The organism is Enterobacter cloacae complex sp. 418I7, from assembly GCF_050030705.1.
GTDB classification, from domain to species: domain Bacteria; phylum Pseudomonadota; class Gammaproteobacteria; order Enterobacterales; family Enterobacteriaceae; genus Enterobacter; species Enterobacter intestinihominis.
Map to the genome: position 1 here is coordinate 4315045 of NZ_JBLGUU010000001.1, position 26107 is coordinate 4341151.

The 26107-nt window shown below is 58.2% G+C and carries 23 protein-coding genes; 3 read left to right on the forward strand and 20 right to left on the reverse strand.

Translation table 11 applies throughout. The features are described 5' to 3' along the window. Positions 1 to 13 precede the first annotated feature (13 nt). The 5 genes from glgA to asd all read right to left on the reverse strand — a co-directional run bounded on the left by glgA (position 14) and on the right by asd (position 8259). The gene (gene glgA / locus ACQG0S_RS20865; protein ID WP_022649646.1) at positions 14 to 1447 is read right to left on the reverse strand and encodes a glycogen synthase GlgA; all 1434 of its coding nucleotides are present in this window, start codon (positions 1445 to 1447) and stop codon (positions 14 to 16) included. Next, complete coding sequence (gene glgC / locus ACQG0S_RS20870; protein ID WP_003861582.1) at positions 1447 to 2742, reverse strand: glucose-1-phosphate adenylyltransferase; 1296 nt, start codon at positions 2740 to 2742, stop codon at positions 1447 to 1449. Before glgC ends, glgA begins: the two co-directional genes overlap by 1 nt. Before the next feature lie 17 nt (positions 2743 to 2759). After that, positions 2760 to 4733: a glycogen debranching protein GlgX gene (gene glgX / locus ACQG0S_RS20875; protein ID WP_023307124.1), complete on the reverse strand. Its 1974-nt coding sequence runs from the start codon at positions 4731 to 4733 to the stop codon at positions 2760 to 2762. Beyond that, on the reverse strand, positions 4730 to 6916 hold the full coding sequence (gene glgB / locus ACQG0S_RS20880; RefSeq protein WP_023298793.1) for a 1,4-alpha-glucan branching enzyme: 2187 nt from the start codon (positions 6914 to 6916) through the stop codon (positions 4730 to 4732). The genes glgX and glgB overlap by 4 nt, the downstream gene beginning before the upstream one ends. A 239-nt stretch (positions 6917 to 7155) precedes the next feature. Further along, on the reverse strand, positions 7156 to 8259 hold the full coding sequence (gene asd, locus ACQG0S_RS20885; RefSeq protein ID WP_022649649.1) for an aspartate-semialdehyde dehydrogenase: 1104 nt from the start codon (positions 8257 to 8259) through the stop codon (positions 7156 to 7158). 178 nt (positions 8260 to 8437) lie between these two features. Between asd and yhgN the strand changes: the two genes are divergently transcribed. Beyond that, the gene (gene yhgN, locus ACQG0S_RS20890) at positions 8438 to 9031 is read left to right on the forward strand and encodes an NAAT family transporter YhgN (protein WP_003861574.1); all 594 of its coding nucleotides are present in this window, start codon (positions 8438 to 8440) and stop codon (positions 9029 to 9031) included. A 105-nt stretch (positions 9032 to 9136) separates the two neighbouring features. Here yhgN and gntU read toward each other — a convergent pair whose 3' ends face one another. The 5 genes from gntU to ACQG0S_RS20915 form a co-directional block, all read right to left on the reverse strand. Beyond that, positions 9137 to 10477 (reverse strand): gluconate transporter, encoded by a 1341-nt coding sequence (gntU, locus tag ACQG0S_RS20895; RefSeq protein ID WP_017693851.1) that lies wholly within the window; start codon positions 10475 to 10477, stop codon positions 9137 to 9139. A gap of 3 nt (positions 10478 to 10480) precedes the next feature. Further along, the gene (gene gntK / locus ACQG0S_RS20900) at positions 10481 to 11008 is read right to left on the reverse strand and encodes a gluconokinase (RefSeq protein ID WP_003861569.1); all 528 of its coding nucleotides are present in this window, start codon (positions 11006 to 11008) and stop codon (positions 10481 to 10483) included. 126 nt (positions 11009 to 11134) lie between these two features. Next, the gene (gene gntR / locus ACQG0S_RS20905) at positions 11135 to 12130 is read right to left on the reverse strand and encodes a gluconate operon transcriptional repressor GntR (protein ID WP_003861567.1); all 996 of its coding nucleotides are present in this window, start codon (positions 12128 to 12130) and stop codon (positions 11135 to 11137) included. A gap of 91 nt (positions 12131 to 12221) precedes the next feature. Then, positions 12222 to 12917: a pirin family protein gene (locus tag ACQG0S_RS20910; protein WP_048966829.1), complete on the reverse strand. Its 696-nt coding sequence runs from the start codon at positions 12915 to 12917 to the stop codon at positions 12222 to 12224. Positions 12918 to 13040: 123 nt separating this feature from the next. After that, positions 13041 to 14078 (reverse strand): oxidoreductase, encoded by a 1038-nt coding sequence (locus ACQG0S_RS20915; RefSeq protein WP_048966830.1) that lies wholly within the window; start codon positions 14076 to 14078, stop codon positions 13041 to 13043. Between the two features lie 257 nt (positions 14079 to 14335). Between ACQG0S_RS20915 and yhhY the strand changes: the two genes are divergently transcribed. After that, positions 14336 to 14824 (forward strand): N-acetyltransferase, encoded by a 489-nt coding sequence (gene yhhY, locus ACQG0S_RS20920; protein ID WP_038416861.1) that lies wholly within the window; start codon positions 14336 to 14338, stop codon positions 14822 to 14824. 100 nt (positions 14825 to 14924) lie between these two features. Here the strand turns inward: yhhY and ggt are convergent, their stop codons facing one another. Next, positions 14925 to 16670, reverse strand: coding sequence for a gamma-glutamyltransferase (ggt, locus tag ACQG0S_RS20925; protein WP_072201895.1), 1746 nt, complete (start codon positions 16668 to 16670; stop codon positions 14925 to 14927). Positions 16671 to 16792: 122 nt separating this feature from the next. Here ggt and ACQG0S_RS20930 point away from each other — a divergent pair, with 122 nt between their 5' ends. Then, positions 16793 to 17164 (forward strand): DUF2756 family protein, encoded by a 372-nt coding sequence (locus ACQG0S_RS20930; RefSeq protein ID WP_023298798.1) that lies wholly within the window; start codon positions 16793 to 16795, stop codon positions 17162 to 17164. Here ACQG0S_RS20930 and ugpQ read toward each other — a convergent pair. The 9 genes from ugpQ to livH form a co-directional block, all read right to left on the reverse strand. Next, on the reverse strand, positions 17154 to 17894 hold the full coding sequence (gene ugpQ, locus ACQG0S_RS20935) for a glycerophosphodiester phosphodiesterase (protein WP_048966831.1): 741 nt from the start codon (positions 17892 to 17894) through the stop codon (positions 17154 to 17156). The genes ACQG0S_RS20930 and ugpQ overlap by 11 nt on opposite strands. Continuing rightward, complete coding sequence (locus ACQG0S_RS20940; protein ID WP_022649656.1) at positions 17891 to 18961, reverse strand: sn-glycerol-3-phosphate import ATP-binding protein UgpC; 1071 nt, start codon at positions 18959 to 18961, stop codon at positions 17891 to 17893. Before ACQG0S_RS20940 ends, ugpQ begins: the two co-directional genes overlap by 4 nt. Position 18962: 1 nt before the next feature. Beyond that, positions 18963 to 19808: a sn-glycerol-3-phosphate ABC transporter permease UgpE gene (ugpE, locus tag ACQG0S_RS20945; RefSeq protein ID WP_023298800.1), complete on the reverse strand. Its 846-nt coding sequence runs from the start codon at positions 19806 to 19808 to the stop codon at positions 18963 to 18965. Further along, positions 19805 to 20692: a sn-glycerol-3-phosphate ABC transporter permease UgpA gene (ugpA, locus tag ACQG0S_RS20950; RefSeq protein WP_003861551.1), complete on the reverse strand. Its 888-nt coding sequence runs from the start codon at positions 20690 to 20692 to the stop codon at positions 19805 to 19807. The genes ugpE and ugpA overlap by 4 nt, the downstream gene beginning before the upstream one ends. A gap of 129 nt (positions 20693 to 20821) precedes the next feature. Beyond that, positions 20822 to 22138, reverse strand: coding sequence for a sn-glycerol-3-phosphate ABC transporter substrate-binding protein UgpB (gene ugpB / locus ACQG0S_RS20955; RefSeq protein ID WP_022649659.1), 1317 nt, complete (start codon positions 22136 to 22138; stop codon positions 20822 to 20824). 246 nt (positions 22139 to 22384) lie between these two features. Then, on the reverse strand, positions 22385 to 23098 hold the full coding sequence (gene livF / locus ACQG0S_RS20960) for a high-affinity branched-chain amino acid ABC transporter ATP-binding protein LivF (protein WP_023298801.1): 714 nt from the start codon (positions 23096 to 23098) through the stop codon (positions 22385 to 22387). 1 nt (position 23099) lies between these two features. Next, on the reverse strand, positions 23100 to 23867 hold the full coding sequence (gene livG / locus ACQG0S_RS20965; RefSeq protein WP_022649661.1) for a high-affinity branched-chain amino acid ABC transporter ATP-binding protein LivG: 768 nt from the start codon (positions 23865 to 23867) through the stop codon (positions 23100 to 23102). After that, entirely contained in the window at positions 23864 to 25141 is a 1278-nt protein-coding gene (locus tag ACQG0S_RS20970) for a high-affinity branched-chain amino acid ABC transporter permease LivM (protein WP_006812275.1), read from the reverse strand. The genes livG and ACQG0S_RS20970 overlap by 4 nt, the downstream gene beginning before the upstream one ends. After that, a complete protein-coding gene (gene livH / locus ACQG0S_RS20975) occupies positions 25138 to 26064 on the reverse strand; it encodes a high-affinity branched-chain amino acid ABC transporter permease LivH (protein ID WP_022649662.1) in 927 nt (308 codons plus the stop codon). Before livH ends, ACQG0S_RS20970 begins: the two co-directional genes overlap by 4 nt. Positions 26065 to 26107: the final 43 nt, after the last annotated feature.

A 26107-nucleotide genomic window follows, 5' to 3' on the forward strand; every position in this document is an offset into this window, starting at 1 on the left:
TAACTTCGCCTCGTTACATCAAGCGTTGATAAAGGTCGCGGTAGGACTGCGCCGCAACGTGCCAGCCAAAGTCCATGGACATCGCCTGACGTTGTACGTAACGCCACAGGGATGGACGGGACCACAAGACGAAAGCACGCCGGATCGCCCGAAGTAGCGACCAGGCATTACTGTCCTCGAAAACAAACCCGCTGGCGATACCATCCGCCAGGTTTTCCAGGGAGCTGTCAGACACCGTATCCGCCAGCCCGCCCGTGCGGCGTACCAGCGGCAGCGTGCCGTATTTCAGACCATAGAGCTGCGTCAGGCCGCAGGGCTCGAAACGGCTCGGCACCAGAATCACGTCTGCGCCGCCCATGATGCGGTGCGAGAACGCTTCGTGATAGCCAATCTGCACGCCCACCTGCCCCGGATGTTCCGCCGCGGCCGCGAGGAAACCTTCCTGCAATACCGGGTCGCCCGCGCCGAGCAGCGCCAGCTGCCCACCCTGCTCCAGTAATCCCGGCAGCGCTTCCAGCACCAGATCCAGCCCTTTCTGGCTGGTCAGGCGGCTGACCACCGCAAACAGCGGTACCTTGTCGTTGACCTTCAGCCCCATCGCAATCTGTAGCTGACGCTTGTTCTCCGCTTTGTCCTCCACGGAGTCGCGACCATAGCGCGCTGCCAGCAGGAGGTCCGTTTCCGGATTCCAGATCTGTTCATCCACGCCGTTCAGAATGCCCGACAGACGACCTTCACGGTGGCGCTGTTGCAGTAGCCCTTCCATACCGTAACCGAACTCCGGCTGGGTAATTTCCCGCGCGTAGGTTGGGCTGACCGCCGTGATGTGGTCGGCGTAGTACAGACCGGCCTTCAGGAACGAAATCTGTCCGTTAAACTCCAGTCCGTGCATGTTAAAGAACGACCATGGCAGATCGATGTCATTCATATGATGCGCGTAATACATGCCCTGATACGCCAGGTTGTGCACCGTAAACACCGATTTCGCCGGGTGTCCTTTCGCCGCCAGATACGCAGGAGCCAGCCCCGCATGCCAGTCGTGCGCGTGCACCACGTTCGGACGCCAGAACGGATCCAGCCCGACGGCCATCTCCGCCCCCACCCAGCCGAGCAGGGCAAAGCGCAGCACGTTATCGGTATAGGCGTACAGGTTGGTATCGTGATACGGGCTGCCGGGTCGGTCGTATAAATGCGGCGCATCAATCAGGTAAATCCCTACGCCATTGTAATGTCCAAACAGCAGGGTGATACGTCCCGCGAAGGTCTCGCGGCGGGTAACAACCTTCGCATCGGGAATACCCCGCCGGATATCCGGAAAAGCGGGTAACAACACGCGGGTATCCACCCCTCCGGCAATTTGCGCCGCCGGTAATGCACCAAGAACATCCGCCAGTCCGCCCGTTTTTAACAACGGGAACATCTCAGAACATACGTGTAAAACCTGCATCATCGCTCCTGTTTGATTTGCAGCTTCCGCAACATTTCCCGTGTTACTAACACGATCCCCTCTTCCGATCGGTAGAAACGACGTGCATCTTCTTCCGCGTTTTCCCCAATCACCATCCCTTCGGGAATGACGCAGGCACGGTCGATAACGCAGCGACGCAGACGACATGAGCGCCCTACCCAGACATCCGGCAGCAGGACTGCCGAATCGATATTACAGAATGAGTTTATACGCACGCGCGGGAACAGCACGGACTGCACCACCACCGAACCGGAGATAATGCACCCGCCAGAGACCAGCGAGTTCAGCGTCATACCGTGGCTGCCGGAGCGATCCTGGACGAACTTCGCCGGCGGCAGCGATTCCATATGGGTGCGAATCGGCCAGTTCTGGTCGTACATATCCAGTTCAGGCGTCACAGATGCCAAATCGAGGTTGGCTTTCCAGTAGGCTTCCAGCGTGCCGACGTCGCGCCAGTAAGGTTCCGCATTTGGATCGGACTGCACGCAGGACAATGGGAAAGGATGTGCATACGCCATGCCAGCTTTGGTAATTTTCGGGATGATGTCTTTACCGAAGTCGTGGCTGGAGTTTTCGTCTTTGTCGTCTTCTTCCAGCAGCTCATAAAGATAATCGGCATCAAAGACATAGATCCCCATGCTGGCGAGCGATTTGGTGTCGTCTCCCGGCATGGTTGGCGGATTCGCCGGTTTTTCGACAAAGTCGATAATCTTGTCGTCGCCATCTACATGCATCACGCCAAACGCGGTTGCTTCTGCAACAGGCACCGGCAGACACGCCACGGTGCAGCGCGCACCTTTTTCGACGTGGTCGATCAGCATGTGGGAGTAATCTTGCTTGTAGATGTGGTCCCCGGCGAGGATAACGATGTATTCCGCGTTGTAGCGGCGAATGATGTCGAGGTTCTGGGTCACGGCATCCGCCGTGCCGCGGTACCAGTTCTCCCCGTGAACGCGCTGCTGCGCCGGGAGCAGATCGACAAACTCGTTCATCTCTTCGCTGAAGAATGACCAGCCGCGCTGAATGTGCTGCACCAGCGTGTGCGACTGATACTGGGTAATGACGCCAATACGGCGAATGCCTGAGTTCAGGCAGTTGGACAGTGCAAAATCGATAATACGGAACTTACCACCAAAGTGAACGGCCGGTTTGGCGCGCTTGATGGTCAAATCTTTCAGACGGGTACCACGCCCGCCCGCGAGGATCAGGGCAACTGTTTTTAATGGTAGCTGGCGCGCCAACATTAACGGATCGTTCTTCTCTAATCTAACCATGACTAACTCCTTTTTTATCATCTTTGGAATACGCACACTCCGTGCGCAGGCCCGTGCCAGACAGCCATAACAACCGGATTATCCGCTCCGGCAAAGGGAGGAATGGCTCGCCATTCCCCGTCAGGTAAAACAATCTCTGCGACGTCATCCGTCGCGTTCAGCGTCACCAGCCACGCATCCGAAAGCAGGATTTGCAGACAGGGTATGCCGTGTTGCCACTCTTGCGCGCTTAACGGTTGCGCGTCTTTATTCAGCCAGCGAACGTTGCCGTCGCCCTCTTCCCACCAGCAGTCGGCGGTGAGCGCGGGGATGTGCTGGCGAAGATGGATCAGCGCCGCGGTGAAATGGGTCAACCCGCTGTTCGCTTCTTCCCAGTTGAGCCAGGTCAGGGTGTTGTCCTGGCAATAGGCGTTGTTGTTGCCGTGCTGGCTGTGACCGTGCTCATCGCCCGCCAGCAGCATCGGCGTGCCCTGCGACAACAAAAGCGTCGTCAGCAGCGCATGAACGCTGGCGCGTCGCCGCTCGATCACATCCAGACTTCCGCCTAACCCTTCTATACCATGGTTAAAGCTATGGTTGTTGTTAGTCCCATCGCGATTCTCTTCGCCGTTTGCCTCATTGTGTTTCTGATTGAAACAAACGCAGTCGCGCAGCGTAAAACCGTCGTGCGCCGTCACCAGATTAATGGTGGCCGACGGACGTTTGCCGTCACGCTTAAAGAGATCGCTGGAGCCGGCAAAGCGACCGGCAAACTCCCCCAGCGACAGATCGCGCGTCAGCCAGAAGCGGCGGACGGCATCGCGGAAGTGGTCGTTCCACTCGGCAAACAGCGGCGGGAAGTTCCCCACCTGATAGCCGCCCTCGCCGATGTCCCAGGGCTCCGCAATCAGCTTCACCTTTGAAAGCACCGGACAGTTTTTGATGGCCTCAAACAGCGGCGCCTGCTGGCTGAACGCCGGGGTGCGCCCCATTACCGGCGCCAGGTCGAAACGAAAACCGTCCACGTGGAACGTCTCAACCCAGTATTTCAGGCACGCGTACGCGTAATGCGTAACGGCCGGATGACTGAGGTTGAGGGTGTTACCGCACCCGGTCCAGTTCTCGTAATCGCCGTCGTCCCTGATCCAATAATAGCTACGGTTATCGATTCCGCGCTGTGAGAGCGTCGGGCCATCAAGATCGCTTTCTGCACTGTGGTTCAACACCACGTCCAGAATGACCTCGATACCCGCCGCGTGAAGCGCCTTCACCGCATCGCGAAACTCATCCCGCGCCTTCTCCGGATGCACCGCGTAGCGCGGGTCGAGGGCGAACATCGCCAGCGGGTTGTAGCCCCAGTAGTTGCTTAACCCAAGACGCTGCAGCCGCGGCTCGCTGGCAAAATGCGCCACGGGCAACAGCTCCAGGGCGGTGATCCCTAAGTGCTTCAGGTACGCGACCATCGTCGGATGCCCAAGCGCTTTGTAGGTACCGCGCATCTCTTTGGGGATTGACGGATGCAGATACGTCAGCCCTTTGACGTGGGCTTCATAAATAACGGTGTTGCCCCACGGCGTGCGCGGCGGGGCATCGTCTTCCCAATCGTAGAGATCGTGTACCACTACGCTTTTGGGCGCGACGGGTGCGCTGTCGCGGTGGTCTGGTTCGCCGTAGCCAACGTGGAACAGCGGGTCGTCTTTAAACTCGCCGTCCACGCGGTGCGCACATGGGTCAATCAGCAGCTTCGCCGGGTTAAACCAGTGCCCCTGAGAGGGCTCCCAGGGGCCGTGTACGCGAAAACCGTAGTGCATCCCCGGCCGTCCTCCGGGCAGGTAGCCATGCCAGGTATCCCCCGTGCGCGCCGGTAAATCGTAACGGTGTTCGTTACCTTCCCCGTCAAACACACAGAGTTCCACCCGCTCAGCATGGGCAGAAAAGAGCGTGAAGTTCACCCCCTTTCCGTCAAAACTCGCCCCGAGCGGTTCGGGTTTACCTGCCGAGAGCTGCGTCATTCTCCCTCCCGCACCAGCCAGATTGTGCTCAGCGGCGGCAGCGTCAGGCCAAGGGAGTTCGGACGACCGTGGCTTTCGATGGCGTCGCTCTGTACCAGCCCGCCGTTACCGGCGTTGCTGCCGTGGTAGTGCATGGAGTCGGTGTTAAGGATTTCGCGCCATTTGCCCGGCTGGTTTATGCCGAAGCGGTAGTGTTCGCGCGGTATCGGCGTGAAGTTGCTGGCGACGATGATCTCGTTACCGGCTTTATCACGTCGTACAAAGACAAACACCGAGCGCTCGTGGTCGTCCACCACAAGCCACTCAAAGCCGTACGGATCGAAGTCCAGCTCGTGCAGCGCTTTATGGTGGCGATAGGTCAGGTTCAGGTCGCGAACCAGACGCTGCACGCCGTGGTGCCAGTTGTCCGCGCCTTCCAGCAGATGCCAGTCAAGGCTGGTGTCGTGGTTCCATTCGCGCCCTTGCGCAAATTCGTTGCCCATAAACAGCAGCTTTTTGCCCGGGAAGGCGAACATCCAGCCGTAATAGGCGCGCAGGTTGGCAAACTTCTGCCACGCGTCCCCCGGCATGCGGTCGAGAACGGATTTCTTGCCGTGTACCACTTCATCGTGCGACAGCGGCAGCATGAAGTTTTCGGTGTAGTTGTAGAGCAGCCCGAAGGTGAGCTTATCGTGGTGATACTGACGATAAACCGGGTCAAGCTTCATGTAGTCGAGCGTGTCGTGCATCCAGCCGAGGTTCCACTTGTACCAGAAGCCCAGGCCGCCCATTGCCGGTGGACGGGAAACGCCCGGGAAGTCGGTTGACTCTTCCGCCATGGTCACGGCGCCTTCCACCTGCTCGCCGATAATGCGGTTGGTGTTGCGCAGAAACTCAATCGCTTCGAGGTTTTCACGCCCGCCATACTCGTTTGGGATCCACTCACCCTCTTTGCGGCTGTAGTCGCGGTAGATCATCGACGCCACCGCATCGACGCGCAGGGCATCAATGCCGAAACGTTCGATCCAGTACAGCGCGTTCCCGACCAGGTAGTTTGACACTTCACGGCGACCGTAGTTGTAGATCAGCGTGTTCCAGTCCTGGTGATAGCCTTCGCGCGGATCGCTGTGCTCGTACAGCTTCGTACCGTCAAACTCTGCCAGCGCAAAATCATCCGACGGGAAGTGGCCCGGCACCCAGTCGAGGATCACGTTCAGTCCGGCGGCGTGCGCGGCATCAATGAAATAGCGGAAGTCATCGCGCGTGCCGAAGCGGCGCGTAGGCGCATATAGCCCGGTCGGCTGATAGCCCCAGCTACCGTCGAACGGGTGTTCGTTGATTGGCAGCAGCTCCAGATGGGTAAAGCCCATCCATTTGGCGTACGGCACCAGCTGGTCCGCCAGCTCGCGATAGCTCAGCCAGAAGTTGTTATCGGTGTGGCGACGCCAGGAGCCGAGATGCACTTCATAGACGGAGATCGGCGCATCAAAGCGGTTGGCCTGCTTGCGCTCCTCGCTCTGGACAACCTTCTCCGGCAGGCCGCAAATCAGCGAGGCGGTATTCGGGCGCAGTTCGGCCTCAAAGGCGTACGGGTCGGATTTAATACGCAGCTTGCCGTTGGCATCGATCATCTCGAATTTGTAGAGCTGACCGTTGTGCGCGCCGGGGATAAACAGCTCCCAGATACCGGTTTCCCGGCGCAGGCGCATGGGGTGACGACGACCGTCCCAGTAGTTGAACTGCCCGACGACGGAGACGCGCTGGGCGTTTGGCGCCCATACGGCAAAGCGAGTGCCGGTGATACCGTCCATGGTATCCGCATGGGCACCCAGCGTTTCGTAGGGGCGTAAATGGGTCCCTTCGGACAGCAGCCAGGCGTCCATCTCTTTTAAGAGCGGGCCGAAGCTATAGGGATCATCAATCAGGTTTTGCTGACCGTGCCAGATAACGGCAAGCTGATAACGAAAAGGATTTTTACGGCGGGGCATGACGCCCGAGAAGAAGCCACGCGAGTCGAGGCATTCCAGATTACCCACCTTGCGGCCGGTTTTGGGTTCGATAACCCACACTTCTGTTGCATCCGGTAACAGCGCCCGAACTTCCAGTCCGGCCTCTGTACGGTGCATCCCTAGCACAGAAAAGGGGTCGGCAAAGTGACCCGCAATAAGCGCATTAATCACGTCTCTCGAAATACGATCGGACATGGTATTCATCCTGTTTTTTTATGTCGCCCTTTTTACGCGCTCCGGGACGACTTTTAATGTGACCTAAACGGTGCAGTTAATCCTCTCTGCTCCGCCCTACCCTCAGGTGAGAAATAAATCTTCCTTAAAGCATAGCCAACGTCGTGGGCCCTCCTGATAAAAAATAAGACATCTGCGTTTTACTCCATGTAGTACGCAAAAAAAGGGGGTGACATTCACCCCCGGTGTTTAACAAATTATTACGCCAGCTGGCGCAGCATGCGGCGCAGCGGCTCGGCGGCACCCCAAAGAAGCTGGTCGCCAACGGTGAACGCGGAGAGGTACTCCGGTCCCATGTTCAGCTTGCGCAGGCGGCCAACCGGAGTGGTCAGCGTGCCGGTAACGGCTGCCGGGGTCAGTTCGCGCATGGTGATATCGCGATCGTTTGGCACCACTTTCGCCCACGGGTTGTGCGCGGCCAGCAGCTCTTCCACGGTCGGAATAGACACATCTTTTTTCAGTTTAATGGTGAAAGCCTGGCTGTGGCAGCGCAGCGCGCCGATACGCACGCACAGACCGTCAACCGGAATGGTGTTCGCGGTGGCGAGGATTTTGTTGGTCTCAGCCTGGCCCTTCCACTCTTCGCGGGTCTGGCCGTTATCCAGCTGTTTGTCGATCCACGGGATCAGACCGCCGGCCAGCGGTACGCCAAAGTTATCCACCGGCAATTCGCCACTGCGGGTGAGCTGAGTGACTTTACGCTCGATATCGAGGATCGCGGACGCCGGGTTTGCCAGCTCAGTCGCGACGCTCTGGTGCAGCTGGCCCATCTGGGTCAGCAGCTCGCGCATATGACGCGCGCCGCCGCCGGACGCCGCCTGGTAGGTCGCTACGGAGACCCACTCCACCAGATCCTGTGCGAACAGGCCGCCGAGGGACATCAGCATCAGGCTGACGGTGCAGTTACCGCCAACAAACGTTTTCACGCCGTTGTTCAGGCCGTCGGTAATGACATCCTGGTTAACCGGGTCGAGAATGATGATGGCATCGTCTTTCATACGCAGCGAAGAGGCCGCGTCAATCCAGTAGCCCTGCCAGCCGCTTTCACGCAGCTTCGGATAAATTTCGTTGGTATAATCGCCGCCCTGGCAGGTCACAATAATGTCGAGTGCCTTCAGCGCTTCCAGATCGTAAGCATCCTGCAACGTGCCTGTGGTACCACCAAAGGACGGTGCAGCCTGGCCGAGCTGGGAAGTGGAGAAGAAGACCGGGCGGATGGCGTCGAAATCGCGCTCTTCAACCATGCGTTGCATGAGTACAGAGCCGACCATACCGCGCCAGCCGATAAAACCAACGTTTTTCATAGCATTTTTTTCCTGCAAGGGGTGTGTGCTGATTGTGCAAGCCAGTATTGAACTGGGATATGCTTCACATTACAAAATGCTGCCAAAGTCGCAAGCGAAATTAATCGATGATTGCCCGGCAATCAGAAAAAGTGCTAATCATCGCAATGACCACAATAAGTATCAGGGATAATTTAAGATGAGTGAAATCATTTCCGCAGCGGTTTTATTGATCCTGATTATGGATCCGCTCGGTAATCTGCCGATCTTCATGTCGGTGCTGAAGCACACCGAGCCGAAGCGCCGTCGGGCGATCATGATCCGCGAGCTGCTCATCGCCCTGCTGGTGATGTTTATCTTCCTGTTCGCCGGTGAAAAAATCCTCGCTTTCCTGAACTTACGTGCCGAAACGGTCTCCATTTCCGGCGGGATCATTTTGTTCCTGATTGCCATAAAGATGATTTTCCCGAGCGCGGAAGGCAGCAGCAGCGGCCTGCCTGCGGGTGAAGAACCGTTTATCGTGCCGCTGGCGATTCCGCTGGTCGCCGGGCCAACGATTCTGGCGACGCTGATGCTGCTGTCGCATCAGTACCCGAATCAGATGAGCCACCTGGTCATTGCCCTGCTGATCGCCTGGGGCGGGACATTTATTATCCTATTGCAGTCATCGCTGTTCCTGCGCCTGCTGGGCGAGAAAGGGGTGAACGCCCTCGAGCGCCTGATGGGGCTGATTCTGGTGATGATGGCGACGCAGATGTTCCTGGATGGGATCCGGGCATGGATGAAAGGGTGAAGATGTAAAAAAGCCGGGTGGCGCTTACGCTTACCCGGCCTACGGGACCTGATTTTTTTGTAGGTCGGGTAAGGCGAAGCCGCCACCCGATAAAATACGGTCTCGTTAGCTCAGCAGCGTAAACGCAATCATCCCGACAACCGCACCCGTCGTGCCGAGGATGGTTTCCATCAGCGTCCAGGTTTTGAGGGTTTGCGCTTCGGTTGCGCCGGTAAATTTACCGAACAGCCAGAAGCCTGCGTCGTTCACGTGAGATACCACAATTGAACCACCCGCGATACAGATAGAGAGCGCCGCCATCTGCGCGCCGGAGTAGTTCAGCTGTTCAATCACCGGCATCACCAGCCCCACCGCGGTTAAGCACGCCACGGTCGCGGAGCCCTGAATGATACGCACCGCCGCGGCCAGCACGAAGCAGGTGACCGCAATCGGCAGGCCCATTCCGGTCAGCGCTTCGCCCAGCGCCGGGCCAACGCCGGAATCCACCAGCACCTGCTTGAACACGCCGCCCGCCCCGATCACTAGCAGAATAATCCCCGCCGGTTGTAGCGCGGCACCGCATATCTCCATCACGCGATCTTTTGGCATGCCCTGACGCATCGCCAGGCCGTAAATCGCGACCAGACACGCCACCAGGATCGCAGTGAACGGATGGCCAATAAATTCGAACCATTCGTAAGCGGTTGACCCCACCGGCACAAAGCGGGCAGCGATGGTTTTCAGGCCCACCAGCACCAGCGGCAGCAGGATCAGTGACAGACTGAAGCCGAAGGACGGCATTTTGCCCTCGCCCAGGTGCGGCTCGGAGATGTCATCCGGAATGTGCAGCTCAACGTAACGGCTAATGAAGTTGCCCCACAGCGGACCGGCGATAATCATCCCCGGGATCGCCGCACACAGGCCAATCAGGATCATCCAGCCAAAGTCAGCATGCATCTGGGAAGCCAGCAGCATCGGCGCAGGCCCCGGCAGCAGAAACGCCGCCGCCGCCGCCACGCCCGCAAACAGCGGAATGACCAGCTTCACGAGGTTGGTACCGGTATGGCGTGCCATGGAGAACGCCACGCTAATCAGCAGCACCACCGCCACTTCAAAGAACAGCGGCAGCGCGCAAATCAGACCAGCCAGACCAATCGCGTAGTGCGCACGGCTGTGTCCGAAGGATTTCAGCATCTTGACGGCAATCTGATCGACCGCGCCCGTCTCGTGCAAAATCTTGCCAAACATCGCGCCGAGCGCGACTACGATGGCCAGGAAGCCGAGCGTGCCGCCCATCCCTTTTTCCATCGTCGCCGCAATTTTGTCGAGCGGCATTCCGGAAAAGAGACCGGCACCAATAGAAACCACCATCAAAGCAACGAAGGCGTGCATACGTGCCTTCATCACTAAAAACAGCAGCAGCAATACGGAACCCACTGCTGTCAAAACTAGCGTTAATGTACTCAAAACTTACTGCCTTTTATTAATAACCTCGATGGTGCTGGCAACAACACCTTCCAGCGGCTGATCGATATCAACCACTAAGACATCCTGCTCGTCAGCCCCCGGCTCCTGCAACGCTTCGAACTGCGTTACCAGCATCTGGGTTTTGAAGAAGTGGCCTTTACGCGCCTTCAGGCGGCTTTCAATTACCCCGAAATCGCCTTTCAGGTAGATGAAAGAGAGGTTCGGGTTGCCATCGCGCAGCAGGTCGCGATAGGTTTTTTTCAGCGCGGAACAGACTATCAGGGAGACTTTATTGGTGCGCTGCATCGCGAACGCGGCATCATTCAGCGCCTGCAACCAGGGTTTGCGGTCGTCGTCATTCAGCGGCTCGCCGGAAGCCATTTTCATGATGTTGCTGCGCGGATGGAGGAAGTCACCATCAAGAAACGCAGCCTGGAGTTGATGCGCCACTTCGCTCGCCACGGCAGATTTACCGCTACCGGACACGCCCATCAGGACGTAAACGTGGTGATCGTGATTAGTCGTGCTCAAAGGGTGTCCCTCAGTCAATTGTTACGGGTAACAGTTATCGGTAACATTGTCCTGCCGGGGCATAAGAGAAGCAATATCCAAACGTGCGTGAAGTGAATAAGTGTGAGCTACTTCAAATTTGTCGGATTAAATAGATCCACCCGGTGACAAGGTGAAACCTAAATCTAACATTTTAGGGGTAACTGCCTCACCACGAATGCGCGCCAGCAGGCGTTCTGCACCAATGCGGCCCATGCGTTCACGCGGGGTCAGGACGCTTGCCAGACGCGGCTCCATCACCTGGCCAATGTCGTGGCCGTGGAAGCCGGCAATCGCCATATCATCCGGGATTTTTAAACCCAGACGCTGACACTCAAACGCGGCGCCGACCGCAAGGTCATCGTTGGTACAGAAAATACCGTCCAGTTGCGGATACTCGCGTCGCGCCTGACGCATCAGCTCAATACCCGACGTATAAGAGGAAGATTGCTCCACCATCACGCTGTACGGGGTTAAACCGGCGTCGAGCATCGCCTGCTCGTATCCCTTCTGTTTGATGATAGTACGTTCATCCAGACGCGCACCCAGATAGGCCACATGGCGATGACCGCGGGCGATGATCGCCGCCGTCATCTGACGCGCCGCTTCAAAGTTATCGAACCCCACGGCGATGTCGAGGCACGGCGACTGGCTGTCCATCAGCTCCACCACCGGAATGCCTGCCACTTCAATCATTTTCAGCGTGCGCGGGGTGTGAGTACGTTCCGTTAAAATCAGGCCGTCGATGTTCCAGGAAAGCATCGATTCAAGACGTTCCTCTTCCAGTTCCGGCTTGTACCCATAGTGGGCGAGCATGGTCTGATAACCAAAGGCATCGGTCACGCTTTCGATGCCACGCAGCACTTCAGCGAAAACCTGGTTGGTTAAGGAAGGAAGCAGGACGCCCACCGCACGGCTGGTCGCATTAGAGAGAATATCGGGCGCGCGGTTGGGGATATAACCCAGTTCATCAAGGGCGGCGGCAATCTTGCCACGCAACGCCACGGAAACCTGCTCCGGGTTACGTAAAAAACGGCTGACCGTCATTTTGGTCACACCGACGCGATCGGCGACATCCTGAAGTACGGGGCGTTTCTTTTTCATCGTCCTGAGAAATCTTGAAGTGAGAGATTTGCTCAGTTTATCACGGACAAAGCTCAACCTTCCCCGTTTAAAGGGAAGGTTGAGAAATTATTTAGACCGGCGGCAGATCAAACAGCAGAATTTCACTTTCGCTGTCGGCATGCACGGAGAGCGCCTGCTCATCCCAGACTGCCAGGCCATCGGCGGTGGTGGCATTGGTGCCGTTGATGGACACCTCGCCTTTCACCACCTGGATCCACACGCGGCGGTTGGCGGCGATCTGGTGCACAGACTGTTCATCTTTCGCCAGCGCCCAGCGGTACAGCTCCATATCCTGATGCACTTTCAGGGAACCTTCACGCGCATCCGGGGAGAGCACCAGCTGTTTACCCTGTTTCGCATCGAAGCGGCGCTGTTCGTAGCGTGGCGTGATGCCGGTCTCTTCTGGAATGATCCAGATTTGATACAGGTGCAGTTTTTCCGTTTTGCTCGGGTTGTACTCAGAGTGACGCACCCCGGTCCCCGCGCTCATAATCTGGAACTCGCCCGCCGGAACCTGCTCTTTATTGCCCATGCTGTCCTGGTGCTCAACCGCCCCTTCCAGCACATAGGTCAGGATTTCCATGTCCTTGTGCGGGTGGGTACCGAAGCCCTGGCCTGCATCAATCACGTCGTCGTTAATGACGCGCAGCGCGGAGAAGCCCATGAAGTTCGGGTCGTAGTAGTCGGCAAACGAGAATGAATGCCATGAGTCCAGCCAGCCATGATTCGCGTGACCACGTTCGTTTGCTTTGCGTAAGTAGATCATTGTTTTCACCCTCAGTTCGTTTCGATGGAGTAAGTGTGGACGCAAACGCTCAGGGATCATAGAGGGTGAAAATTGACTCCTCTGTTCAAAAATTTAGAACAAGCGCAGAGGAGCCATTTTTGCTTATCTGGCGAGGGTTACCGTGGCAGGGGAAGCCTGTTCGAAGGCCCGTTCAAGGATTTCCAGGTTCGTCAGAACGTCAGATTCCTTGACGTAATTCGGCGTGCCGCTGGAGAGGGTTTCATACAGCGCATCGTAGACGCGTCCATAATCGCCCGTTTCCGGCTTCAGCTCTTCCCTGACCGTCAGGCCCTCGTCGTTCACGTACTCCAGCACGCCCACGGAATCATCTGCCGCAAAGCCCGGTTCGCCCGGCATGATGTTGGCCTTCAGGCTGGTCTCCTGCTGGTCGATGCCGTACTTGATAAAGGAGCCTTTCTTGCCGTGAACGATAAATTTCGGGTAGTCGATTTTCACCAGATGACTGGTTTTGACGATGGCTTTCAGGTCGCCGTAGAACAGCTGTGCTTCGAAGGTATCGTCCGGATTGGCCTTATTGCGCAGGCTGCGGATGTCGTACGCCACGTGGTCCGGGCGGCCAAACAGGGAGATGATCTGGTCCATGGTGTGTACGCCCAGACCGTAGAACGACCCGTCCTGCGGCAGGCCGGGTTTGGTTTCCGACACCGGGCGGTAGTAATCGAAGTGACTTTCGATTTCCACAATATCGCCAAGCTTGCCGCTTTCGATCGCCTTTTTCGCCGTCAGGAAGCAGCTGTCAAAGCGACGGTTCTGGTAGGGCGTGACGGTCAGCCCTTTGCTTTTCGCCAGCGCAAAGAGTTCCTTCGCTTCGGCGATGGTCGGGGTGAACGGTTTTTCCACCAGCACGTTTTTACCTGCTTCCAGCGCGCGTTTTGCGTAGTCAAAGTGGCTGTCGGCGTGGGTACAGACCACCACCAGCTTCACCTGCGGATCATTTAACACTTCATCAAGATCGCTGGTGAAATGAATATGGGAATACTGCGGAGACTGCTCTTCCGGCTTCGCGCGGCGGCGATAGATATGGGCCACGTGCCAGGTCTCTTTTCGGTTAAGAACATACGGAAGGTGGTAACGCGTGGTGCTTTTGCCAAATCCAATAAATGCACAATGTAGTGTCATGGCTCAGTCCTTTTGGAAGGTTACTGAGTCTAACCATAACAAAAAAAAAGCCAGCGAGAAGCTGGCTAAAGTAATACTGGAAGCAATGTGAGCAATGTCGTGCTTTCAGGTTCCCGTAGGAGGTCTTCCTGAATGCAGAGCAATAATAATCATTCTCATTCGCACTTGTCCAACATTTTTTGCAAAAAATAGCGATTGACTCAACTTTTAAAGTCACTGATGTTGGAAGGGACTTTTAACTGACTGAGGAACAAGGAATGAGTGAGATAGTGATACGCCACGCTGAACCGAAAGATTACGACGCCATTCGTCAGATCCACGCCCAGCCGGAGGTGTACCACAACACGCTACAGGTTCCTCATCCCTCAGAGCAGATGTGGCATGACCGGCTAACCGATCAGCCCGGTATCAAGCAGCTTGTCGCCTGTATTGATGATATCGTCGCCGGGCATCTGTGCATTGCCGTAGCCCAGCGTCCGCGCCGCAGCCACGTTGCCGATTTTGGAATTTGTGTGGGTGCGCAGTGGCAAAACCGGGGCATCGCCAGCGCGCTGATACGCACCATGATTGATATGTGCGATAACTGGCTGCGCGTCGACCGCATCGAGTTAACGGTGTTTGTCGATAACGCACCGGCAATCGCGGTGTACAAAAAGCACGGGTTTGAGATTGAAGGCACCGGCAGGCGCTACGCCCTGCGCAACGGCGAGTACGTGGATGCGTATTATATGGCGCGTATGAAGTAACCCCTCACCCCGACCCTCTCCCGGAAGGGGCGAGGGAGAAAAGACCGCACCGTGCAATCCCCTCTCCCCTATGGGGAGAGGGTTAGGGTGAGGGGAGCCCTCAATACCCCGCCGTTAAATCATCCACCGACCGCGGATCCGACGCGCCAAACAGTGCCCCGTCCGGCCCGACCATAATGCTCTGGGTGCTGCCCATCGCCTCCTTCACCGCCACCTTCTGCCCGCGCTGCTCAAGCAGCTTGAGGGTATCCGGGCTAAAGCCCTTCTCCACGCGCAACTCGTCCGGCAGCCACTGGTGATGGAAACGCGGCGCATTGGTCGCTTCGGCGACGTTCATCCCAAAGTCGATGCTGTTCACTACCATTTGCAGCACGGTGGTGATAATCCGGCTCCCGCCCGGGCTGCCGGTCACCAGCCAGGTTTTGCCGTCTTTCACCACGATGGTGGGCGACATGGACGACAGCGGGCGCTTCTTCGGCCCGACCGCATTTGCATCGCCGCCGACCAGCCCGTAGACGTTCGGCACGCCCGGCTTGGCCGAGAAGTCATCCATCTCGTTGTTCAGCAAAATACCGCTGTTGCCCGCCACAATCCCGGTGCCGAAGGTGGTGTTGAGCGTGTATGTCACCGCCACCGCGTTTCCGTCTTTGTCCACGACCGAGAAGTGGGTGGTCTGGTTACTTTCATACGGCGCCAGCTTGCCCGGGCGGATCTCGCTGGACGGTTTAGCCTTGTTGATGTCGATCTCATCGGCAATCGATTTGGCATAGGCTTTGTTAGTCAGCGCCTGCCACGGCACCTTCACGAAATCCGGATCGCCAAGATATTCCGAGCGGTCCGCGTAGGCGCGCTTTTCCGCCTCCGCCATCACCTGCATGGCATCGGCACTACCGAAGCCGAACTTGTGCATATCGAAGTTTTCCAGAATATTGAGGATCTGCACAATGTGAATGCCCCCGGAGGACGGCGGCGGCATGGAGAAGACCTCGTAGCCGCGATAGGTGCCGCTGATCGGCTCGCGCTCCACCGCCTTATATTCCGCCAGATCCGCTTTGGTGATCAGCCCGCCGTTCTTCTGCATCTCATCGGCAATCTGATCGGCAATCGGCCCCTTATAGAAGGCGTCCGGACCGTTTTCGGCAATCAGTTCGAGACTTTTTGCGAGGTTCTTCTGCACCAGCTTATCGCCCTTCTTCAGCGGCTCGCCGTCTTTCCAGAAGATAGCCTTGCTGTTTTCATGATTGGGAATAACTTCGCTGCCGTAGGTTTTGAGGTCGTCTGCCAGCGCGTCGTTGACGACGAAGCCGTCGCGCGCCAGCCTGATGGCAGGCTGTACCACTTTATTCAGCGGCAGCGTGCCGTATTTTTCCAGCGCCAGCGAGAACCCCGCAACGGTGCCCGGCGTGCCGGAGGCAAGGTGCGAGGTCAGGGATTTTTTACTGTCCGGATTGCCCTGATCGTCGAGGAACATATCGCGGGAGGCCTGATTCGGCGCCATCTCACGGAAGTCGATGGCCGTAGTTTTACCGTCTTTCGTGCGCAGCATCATAAACCCGCCGCCGCCCAGGTTCCCCGCCTGTGGATGCGTTACCGCCAGTGCGTACCCGACCGCGACCGCCGCATCCACCGCGTTACCGCCCTGTTTAAGAATATCGACGCCCACCTGAGTTGCCAGCGCGTCAACCGAGGCCACCATGCCGTGCGTCGCCCGCACGGGATGAAAAACATCCTCCTCCACGCCGTAAGAGACCGGAGGAGCGGCGGGCGGGTTGGCCGCCACGGTAAATGTGCCGCCTGCCATCAGCGCAGCGATGGCGACCCAGCGCAAAAAGGTTGGTTTCATCATTATTGTTCTCCAGGTGAAGGGGCCTATATTCCCCGCTTAAGCCTGGTTCACAACTCTTAAAAAATCATCGTTATGTCGGAATCAGGATAAACTTAAGAGAAGCCTCAAAGGAGGAGATAACCATGAAACGATTACCGATCCTGATAGCGTTGCTTCCGTTCGCCGCGCTCGCACAGCCGATAAACACGCTGAACAACCCGAACCAGCAGGGCTATGTCATTCCGAGCCAGCAGCGTATGCAGACGGAGATGATGAGCCAGCAACAGCAGCAGAAAGGGATGCTTAATCAGCAGTTAAAGACGCAGACCCAGGTGCAGCAGCAGCACCTGCAAAACCAGATGAACGCTAATACCCAGCGCGTGCAGCAGGGCCAGATGCGCGAGCAGCCGCTGTCAAACTCAAACGGTGGGATGTTAGGGGGCGGGGTGTCGCAAAGCAGCGGTCAGCAGCATATGCTGCCGACCCAGCAGAACGGCAGTATGCTTAATAAATAAAGTTCGGCCCGATCTGGTCAATCGCATCGGTACAGATGCTGTCCACGCCCCAGCGCAGCAGCTCGGCCGCACGCTGGGGTTTGTTGACGGTGTAGACCAGGATATGCAGACCGGCCTCTTTTAACAGCATCACGCGCGCTTCATCCAGCAGCTTATGGTTGAGGTGGATCGACACGCAACCTAAGCGGGCTGTCAGCGCGCGCCAGTCTTCTCGCCACTCATCCAGCAGCAGCCCGCGCGGCAGCTCTGGTACGGCCGCCTGTGCCGCTTCCAGCGCGTCGATGTCAAACGACGACAGCAGCGGTACCGTCATCCCTTCCCACAGCTCACTCGCGGCCAGCGCGATGACTTTGCCCGTCAGCGGCCCGGTGCCGGTGGTCGGTTTGATTTCGATGTTAGCCATCATGCCGTGCTGGCGGCAGCGGTCCGCCACTTCCGCCAGCAGCGGCAGCGGTTCACCTTTGAATTCCCCGCTGAACCAGCTTCCGGCATCCACCTTCAGCAGATCGCGCCACGGCAGTTCGCCCGCCACGCCCCAGCCGTTGCTGGTGCGTTCAAGGTTGTCGTCATGCAGCAGGAAAATTTCGCCGTCCTTCGACAGCTTGGCATCGAACTCGATCATCGTGTGGCCGTAGCGCGCGCCAGCGTCAATTGCCGCCAGGGTGTTTTCCGGCGCCAGTTTACCGCCGCCACGGTGGGCGACAATGTGGGGGTAAGGCCAGTTGCTCATACTCGTTGTCCTGTTTCACCGTCAAATAAGTGCAGGTGATTTTCCGGCATATGCAGCCACAGCGTGCTGCCTGCCTTCGGGCGCTCCTGATGCGGCAGGCGCACCACCAGCTTTTGTTCGCCCCAGCGTCCGTGCGCCAGGTTGTCTGCGCCCAGCATCTCCAGCGTGTCCATCACCAGCGGCACGCCGCCGTCCGCCTGAGACGTCAAACCAATATGCTCCGGGCGGATACCGAGCGTCATCTTACGCCCGGCGTAGCCACGATAGTACCAGTTGATCGGCAACGCCATCCCGCTTTCCAGCTCAAAATGGGTTCCTGCAGCATTGATCCGCCCGTCCAGCAGGTTCATCGCCGGGCTGCCGATAAAGCTCGCCACAAAACGGCTGGCCGGTTTTTCGTAGACTTCCACCGGGGTGCCAATCTGCTCGGCGATGCCTTTGTTCATCACCATCACGCGCTGGGCGAGAGTCATGGCCTCTACCTGATCGTGGGTCACGTAGAGGGACGTGGTTTTCAGGCGGCGATGTAGCTGCTGTAGCTCAAGGCGCATCTGCACGCGCAGCTTGGCGTCGAGGTTTGACAGCGGTTCGTCGAACAGAAAGACCGCCGGATCGCGCACGATGGCGCGCCCCATCGCCACGCGCTGACGCTGGCCGCCGGAAAGCTCACGCGGGCGACGCTTGAGCAGGCCGTCAAGCTCCAGAATGCGCGCGGCTTCTTTCACGCGCTCCTCGATATGGCCTTTGCCCATGCCGCGAATTTTCAGCCCCCAGGCCATGTTCTCTTCCACGCTCATGTGCGGATAGAGGGCGTAGTTCTGGAACACCATCGCGATGCCGCGATCTTTGGGTTCCATCTCGGTAACGCGCTGGCGGTCAATCCAGATATCCCCGGACGTCACGCGTTCCAGCCCCGCCACCATGCGCAGCAGCGTGGATTTCCCACAGCCGGACGGACCGACCATGACGATAAATTCCCCGTCCGCCACGTCGAGCGTCAGCGGCTGAATGACCTGGGTTTTGCCGTCCCAGCTTTTGGTTACTGCCTGTAATTTTAAACCTGCCATCTTATTTCTCACTGTCCACTAAACCACGCACAAACGCACGCTGCATGGCTAAAACGATAACGACCGGGGGGATAAGGGTGAGCAGCATCGCCGCCATTACCTGGTTCCAGAGGGTGGTGCCTTCGCCGGTGGCGATCATGCCTTTGATGCCTGCCACGGCGGTGCCGAGGTTGACGTCCTGAACGATCAGCAGCGGCCACAGGTACTGGTTCCAGCCGTAGATAAAGGTGATCACAAACAGCGCCGCAAGGTTGGTTTTCGACAGCGGCAGCACGATGTCGCGGAAGAAGCGCATCGGCGAGGCGCCGTCAATACGCGCGGCTTCAATCAGCTCATCCGGCAGGGTCATAAAGAACTGGCGGAACAGGAAGGTGGCGGTCGCCGAAGCCATCAGCGGCAGGGTTAAGCCCGCGTAGCTGTCGAGCATCTTCAGGTTGGCGATCACCTCCACCGTCGGGAAGATACGCACCTCCACCGGCAGCATCAGAGTGATAAAAATCATCCAGAAAAACAGGTTACGCAGCGGAAAGCGGAACCAGACGATGGCGAAGGCCGAAAGCATCGACACCGTGATTTTGCCGACGGTGATGCCGAACGCCATGATGAAACTGTTGAGCATCATCAGCCAGAACGGCGCGCTGTTGGCCCCCACGCCCTGGGTCCAGATAGTTTTCATGTTCTCGAAAAGATGCCCGCCGGGGACGAGCGTCATCGGCGTGTCGAACACCGCTTTGGTGTCCAGCGTGGCGGCGACGAAGGCCACGTACAGTGGAAACAGGATGACGAGGATGCCCAGGATCAGCAGGGTATGGCTGAAAATCGTCAGCCCGCGACGGTTCTCAATCATTGGTAGCGCACCTTACTTTCGACATAGCGGAACTGCACCACCGTGAGGATGATGACGAGGAACATCAGCACCACGGACTGGGCGGCAGAGGCAGAGAGATCAAGCCCGGCAAAGCCTTCGCGGTAAATTTTATAAATCAGCGTGGTCGTCGCCTGTACCGGACCGCCCGCAGTGGCGGCGTCGATCACCGGGAAGGTGTCGAAGAAGGCGTACACCAGGTTTACCACCAGCAGGAAGAAACTCACCGGGGCGATCAGCGGCAGCGACAGCCGGAAGAAGCGGCGCACTGGCCCTGCGCCGTCAATCGCGGCGGCCTCCACCAGCGAACGCGGGATAGACTGTAGCGCGGCGAAGAAAAACAGGAAGTTATAGCTGATCTGCTTCCACACCGAGGCGAACACCACCAGGAACATGGCCTGACCGCTGTTCTGGGCGTGGTTCCAGTCATAGCCAAACTCGCCCAGGAAGTGGGTAATCAGCCCGCGCCCCGGGTTAAACAGGAAGATCCACAGCACGGCAGCCACGGCGGGAGCCACAGCGTAAGGCAGCAGCATCAGGGTCTGATACAGACGGCTGCCGCGCACTACGTAATCCACCAGCGCGGCGAAGAACAGCGACGCGACAAGACCGCTGACGGTGACCAGCGCGCTGAATTTGATCGTCGTCCAGAAGGAGTCCAGGTAGTAGCTGTCATGGAACAGCGCGGTAAAGTTGTCCAGCCCGACAAACTGGCTGGAAAGCCCGAACGGATCGACGCTTTGTACCGAGTACCACAGCGCTTCGCCCGCAGGCCAGATAAAGAAGATAACGGTGATGACCAGCTGCGGCGCGACCAGCAGGTACGGCAGCCAGCGGGAACGGAACACCGGACGGGATGATGACATAGGTTAGCTCAAGTAGGTTTTCGCCCCTCACCCCGGCCCTCTCCCCATAGGGGCGAGGGAGAAAAGACGGCTCCGTGCAGTCCCCTCTCCCCTATGGGGAGAGGGTTAGGGTGAGGGGTAAGGTTTTAATTACGATTTCGTCGACTGCTCAAAGCGGCGTAACAGTTGGTTGCCGCGCTCTACCGCTGAATCCAGCGCCTGCTGAGGCGTTTTCTTCCCGGTCCAGACGCTTTCCAGCTCTTCATCAACGATGGTGCGGATCTGTGGCATGTTGCCCAGACGCAGGCCTTTGGTGAACGGCAACGGCGGCTTGTTCAGCATCTGACGCGTCGCGATGTCCGCGCCCGGGTTCTTGCTGTAGAAGCCCTGCTCCCGGGTCAGGTCGTACGCGGCTTTGGTGATCGGCAGGTAGCCGGTCTTCTGGTGCCACTCGGCGGCGTTTTCCGGCTTCGCCAGGAAGTCGAGGAACTCGGCCACGCCTTTGTAGGTGCCGTTGTCTTTACCCTGCATCACCCACAGGCTCGCCCCGCCGATGATGGCGTTCTGCGGCGCGCCTTTTACATCAGCGTCGTACGGCATCATGCCCACGCCGTAGTTGAATTTGGCGTAGTGACGGATGTCCGCCAGCGAACCGGAAGACGCGGTAGTAATGGCGCAGTCACCGTTGTAGAACTTCTCGGTGGATTCGTCTTTGCGCCCGAAATAGCTGAAGTCGCCCTTCTTGTTCAGATCGGCCAGCAGCGCGATGTGCTTCACCTGCTCCGGCTTGTTAAATTCCAGAACCGCGTCGGTGCCATCGAAGCCGTTGTTTTTGGTGGCAACCGGCAGGCCGTGCCAGGCGCTGAAGTTTTCAATCTGGATCCAGCCCTGCCAGCCGCTGGCGTAGCCGCACTTCATCCCCGCCGCTTTCAGCTTCGCGGTGTACTCCGCCAGATCCTGCCAGGTTTTTGGCGGCTGTTCCGGATCTAAACCGGCTTTTTTGAAGGCATCTTTGTTGTAGTACAGCACTGGCGTGGAGCTGTTAAATGGTTGGGACAGCAGGTGGCCGGTTTTGGAATCGGTGTAGTAACCGGAGACGGTCGGCACGAACTGGGATTCGTCAAAGTTGATGCCCGCGTCTTTGAACACTTCATAGACCGGCTTGATGGCTTTGGAGGCCATCATGGTCGCGGTGCCGACCTCATAAACCTGTAACAGGGCTGGCGCATTGCCGGTACGGAAGGCGGCGATGCCCGCGCTCAGGCTCTGCTCGTAGTTGCCTTTGTACACCGGCACAATTTTGTAATCCGGGTGGGTGTCGTTGAAACGTTGCGCCAGGGAGTCAACCTCTTTACCCAACTCCCCTTCCATAGAATGCCAGAACGGAATGGTGGTCACAGCCATTGCGTTCGTCGCAAAAGCCAGACCGATTGCCAGACCCAAAGCTGTGTGTCGTAACGATGTCATTGTCATCTCTCTTATTATGCCGGATGCGCGATATCACGCGTTTTGTGCTCGCGAGGTAACATGACATGCTCGAATGACAGAAAAATAACTGTTTGTTTACAGATAGGTGACAGCCAGGCGTCAGAGGGATGATGGTTGTGTGAAGGGGTTAATATGAAAAAAAGCCGGGTGGCGGCTTCGCCTTACCCGGCCTACATGGTATCCGTAGGCCCGGTAAGCGCAGCGCCACCGGGCGATACAGACGGCTTAGCCGCCCAAATACGCGCTCCGCACCGCTTCGTTCGCCAGCAGCGCATCGCCGGTATCGGAGAGCACCACGCGGCCGTTCTCCAGCACGTAGCCACGGTCAGCGAGCTTCAGCGCCTGGTTGGCGTTCTGCTCGACGAGGAAGATGGTCATCCCCTCTTTGCGCAGCTGCTCGATGGTGTCGAAAATCTGCTGAATGATGATAGGCGCCAGCCCGAGCGACGGTTCATCCAGCAGCAGCAGACGCGGCTGGCTCATCAGCGCGCGGCCAATCGCCAGCATCTGTTGCTCCCCGCCGGACATGGTGCCCGCGCGCTGAATTCGCCGCTCCCACAGGCGCGGGAAGAGTTCGTATACCCATTTGATGCGGGTCTGGTATTCATCCCGGTGGGCGAAGAAACCGCCCATCGCCAGGTTCTCTTCGACCGTCATGCGCGAGAACACGCGACGCCCTTCCGGGACGATCGCTACCGCTTCACGCATGATCTTAGCCGTCTGCCAGTCGGTAATATCTTTGCCGTCAAACACAATCCGCCCGCTGGTGGCGCGCGGATCGCCGCACAGGGTGCCGAGCAGCGTGGTTTTCCCCGCGCCGTTGGCACCAATCAGGGTGACGATCTCGCCCTGATTGATGTGCAGGCTGACGTCGTGCAGCGCCTGGATCTTACCGTAGTGCGCATTGACCTTGTCGAACGTTAACATCGCTTTTTCCATCTTATGCCTCACCAAGGTATGCGCGGATCACGTCCGGGTTGCTGCGGATCTCTTCCGGCGTGCCGTTTGCCAGCGGCGTGCCCTGGTTTACCACGTAGATACGGTCCGAAATGCCCATCACCAGCTTCATGTCGTGCTCAATCAGCAGGATGGTGGTGTCGTGATGATCGCGAAGCTCGGCAATCAGCTCGTCCAGCTCTTTGGTCTCTTTCGGGTTAAGGCCCGCCGCCGGTTCGTCGAGCATCAGGATCTCCGGCTGGGTCACCATGCAGCGCACGATCTCAAGGCGACGCTGGTCACCGTAGGCGAGGTTGCTCGCCTGACGGTTGGCGTGCTGGAGCAGGCCGATACGGTCGAGCCAGGTGGCGGCGCGATCGAGCGCCTCCTCCTGCGCGCGGCGGAAGGCCGGGGTTTTCAGCAGGCCGGAAAAGAGGCCGGTTTTGAGCTGCTGATGTTGCGCCACCAGCAGGTTCTCAATCACCGTCATCTCCCGGAACAGACGCACGTGCTGGAAGGTACGCACCACGCCCATGCGGGCAATCTGCTGGCCCGGCAGCCCTTCGAGGTGCTGGTCGCGCAGCATGATGGTGCCACCTGTCGGCTTGTAAAAACCGGTCAGGCAGTTGAATACTGTGGTTTTCCCTGCGCCGTTCGGGCCAATCAGGGAGACAATCTCTTTCTTATGCAGATCCAGATTCACGTTGTTGACCGCCAGCAGGCCACCAAAACGCATCATCAGACCGTTAACGGATAATAATGGCTGACTCATGCCTGCTCTCCTTTCGCTTCCGCGCTCTTAAGCTTCAGCTGTGGACGCGTCATCGGCAGCAGGCCCTGCGGACGCCAGATCATCATCAGCACCATCAAGCCACCCAGCATCAGCATGCTGTATTCGTTAAAGTCGCGCATCAGCTCGCGCGAGACCACCAGCAGGATGGCCGCGAGGATCACGGCGAACTGGGAACCCATCCCGCCGAGCACCACAATCGCCAGCACGAAGGCCGATTCGGCAAAGGTGAACGATTCCGGACTGACGAAGCCCTGACGCGCGGCAAACAGCGTTCCGGCGAAACCGGCAAACGCGGCGCTGATGGTAAACGCGGTCAGCTTGATACGGGTCGGATTCAGGCCCAGGGAACGGCAGGCGATCTCATCCTCACGCAGCGCTTCCCATGCGCGGCCCAGCGGCATGCGCAGCAGACGGTTGATCACAAACAGGGTAATCACCACCAGCAGCAGCGCCACCAGGTAGAGCCAGATCACGCGGTCGGACGGGTCGTATTTGATGCCAAAGAAGTTGCTGAAGGTATCCCAGCCGCCTTCGCGGGCGGTACGGCTGAACTCCAGGCCGAAGAAGGTCGGTTTCGGGATCTGGCTGATGCCGTTCGGACCGCCGGTCACTTCGGTATTGTTGAGCAGCAGGATACGGACGATTTCGCCGAAGCCTAAGGTCACAATCGCCAGGTAGTCACCGCGCAGGCGCAGCACCGGGAAGCCGAGCAGGAAGCCCGCGGCGGCAGAGACCAGCCCCGCCAGCGGCAAACAGGTCCAGAAACCGAGGCCGTAATAATGGTTCAGCAGCGCGAAGGTGTACGCGCCGATGGCGTAGAACCCGCCGTAGCCCAGCACCAGCAGGCCAGACAGCCCCACCACCACGTTCAGACCCAGCCCCAGAATCACGTAGATCATGGTCAGGGTGGCAATATCCACCGTCCCGCGCGATACCATAAACGGCCACGCCACGGCAGCCACCAGCAGCGCCACAAGGAACAGCTTCTGCTTTACGGTTGTACCGTCGATCGCCGGAAGGACGAATTTCGGCCCGGAGACGTTCTTCAGCGTCTTCTGGAACAGCGGACGCAGCAGCTGGAACAGGAACACCACGCCAGTACCGATAAACACCCACTGCCAGCGGATATCGGGGGCGGTATCCACCACCAGCTTCGTGCCGTCCAGCCCTAACTGAACGCCCATAAAGACGCCCGCCAGGACGAAGAACATGGCGGCAGAAAGCAGCGCCATCGCAAAATGCATCGGTTTCATACTTTCTCTACCTCCGGACGGCCCAGAATACCGGTAGGCATCACCAGCAGAACCAGAATCAGCAGGGCAAACGACACCACATCTTTATATTCGGTGCTCAGGTACGCCGAGGAGAGCGCTTCGGCCACGCCCAAAATCAGGCCGCCAATCATCGCGCCCGGAATGCTGCCGATACCGCCCAGTACCGCGGCGGTGAAGGCTTTCATCCCGGCCATAAAGCCGATGTACGGGTTGATTACGCCGTAGAACTGGCCGAGCAACACGCCCGCCACCGCCGCCATCGCTGCACCGATCACGAAGGTCAGAGCAATCACGCGGTCGGTGTTGATCCCGAGCAAGCTCGCCATCTTCAGGTCTTCCGCGCAGGCGCGGCAGGCGCGTCCCATGCGGGAGTAGCGGATGAAAACGGTCAGGGCCAGCATCGCCAGGAAGGTCACAATCCAGATAACCAGCTGCATGGTGGTGACAGAGGCGGAGAAGTTTTCGCTGGCCCCCACAATCCACTGGCCGTTAAACAGGCTTGGCAGCGCCACGTCACGCGAACCTTCTGTCAGGCTGACGTAGTTTTGCAGGAAGATGGACATACCGATGGCGGAGATCAGCGCAATAAGGCGCTTGGAGCTGCGCACCGGCCGGTAGGCCACCCGTTCGATGCTCCAGCCGTAGGCGCTGGCAATCACAATCGCGCCGACAAACCCGGCGGCCACCAGCAACCAGCTGCTGTCGATGCCCATCATCATCAACGCGGCGATGATCATAAAGGAGACGTAGCTACCGATCATGTACACCTCGCCGTGGGCGAAGTTGATCATGCCGATAATGCCGTAAACCATCGTGTAGCCGATGGCGATCAGCGCGTAGGTGCTTCCCAGCGTGACGCCGTTAAACATCTGCTGCAAAAAGTAGAGAAACTGCTCGGACATATGCAAACCTTTTTATACCCGCCCGGCGGTCCGGGCGGTGGGA

What these genes read in the sequence shown, in the direction of transcription:
- glgA (WP_022649646.1), bottom strand. Translation starts at nt 1,447, where the DNA reads ATGCAGGTTTTACACGTATGTTCTGAGATGTTCCCGTTGTTAAAAACG.
- glgC (WP_003861582.1), bottom strand. Translation starts at nt 2,742, where the DNA reads ATGGTTAGATTAGAGAAGAACGATCCGTTAATGTTGGCGCGCCAGCTA.
- glgX (WP_023307124.1), bottom strand. Translation starts at nt 4,733, where the DNA reads ATGACGCAGCTCTCGGCAGGTAAACCCGAACCGCTCGGGGCGAGTTTT.
- glgB (WP_023298793.1), bottom strand. Translation starts at nt 6,916, where the DNA reads ATGTCCGATCGTATTTCGAGAGACGTGATTAATGCGCTTATTGCGGGT.
- asd (WP_022649649.1), bottom strand. Translation starts at nt 8,259, where the DNA reads ATGAAAAACGTTGGTTTTATCGGCTGGCGCGGTATGGTCGGCTCTGTA.
- yhgN (WP_003861574.1), top strand. Translation starts at nt 8,438, where the DNA reads ATGAGTGAAATCATTTCCGCAGCGGTTTTATTGATCCTGATTATGGAT.
- gntR (WP_003861567.1), bottom strand. Translation starts at nt 12,130, where the DNA reads ATGAAAAAGAAACGCCCCGTACTTCAGGATGTCGCCGATCGCGTCGGT.
- ACQG0S_RS20910 (WP_048966829.1), bottom strand. Translation starts at nt 12,917, where the DNA reads ATGATCTACTTACGCAAAGCAAACGAACGTGGTCACGCGAATCATGGC.
- ACQG0S_RS20915 (WP_048966830.1), bottom strand. Translation starts at nt 14,078, where the DNA reads ATGACACTACATTGTGCATTTATTGGATTTGGCAAAAGCACCACGCGT.
- yhhY (WP_038416861.1), top strand. Translation starts at nt 14,336, where the DNA reads ATGAGTGAGATAGTGATACGCCACGCTGAACCGAAAGATTACGACGCC.
- ggt (WP_072201895.1), bottom strand. Translation starts at nt 16,670, where the DNA reads ATGATGAAACCAACCTTTTTGCGCTGGGTCGCCATCGCTGCGCTGATG.
- ACQG0S_RS20930 (WP_023298798.1), top strand. Translation starts at nt 16,793, where the DNA reads ATGAAACGATTACCGATCCTGATAGCGTTGCTTCCGTTCGCCGCGCTC.
- ugpQ (WP_048966831.1), bottom strand. Translation starts at nt 17,894, where the DNA reads ATGAGCAACTGGCCTTACCCCCACATTGTCGCCCACCGTGGCGGCGGT.
- ACQG0S_RS20940 (WP_022649656.1), bottom strand. Translation starts at nt 18,961, where the DNA reads ATGGCAGGTTTAAAATTACAGGCAGTAACCAAAAGCTGGGACGGCAAA.
- ugpE (WP_023298800.1), bottom strand. Translation starts at nt 19,808, where the DNA reads ATGATTGAGAACCGTCGCGGGCTGACGATTTTCAGCCATACCCTGCTG.
- ugpA (WP_003861551.1), bottom strand. Translation starts at nt 20,692, where the DNA reads ATGTCATCATCCCGTCCGGTGTTCCGTTCCCGCTGGCTGCCGTACCTG.
- ugpB (WP_022649659.1), bottom strand. Translation starts at nt 22,138, where the DNA reads ATGACATCGTTACGACACACAGCTTTGGGTCTGGCAATCGGTCTGGCT.
- livF (WP_023298801.1), bottom strand. Translation starts at nt 23,098, where the DNA reads ATGGAAAAAGCGATGTTAACGTTCGACAAGGTCAATGCGCACTACGGT.
- livG (WP_022649661.1), bottom strand. Translation starts at nt 23,867, where the DNA reads ATGAGTCAGCCATTATTATCCGTTAACGGTCTGATGATGCGTTTTGGT.
- ACQG0S_RS20970 (WP_006812275.1), bottom strand. Translation starts at nt 25,141, where the DNA reads ATGAAACCGATGCATTTTGCGATGGCGCTGCTTTCTGCCGCCATGTTC.
- livH (WP_022649662.1), bottom strand. Translation starts at nt 26,064, where the DNA reads ATGTCCGAGCAGTTTCTCTACTTTTTGCAGCAGATGTTTAACGGCGTC.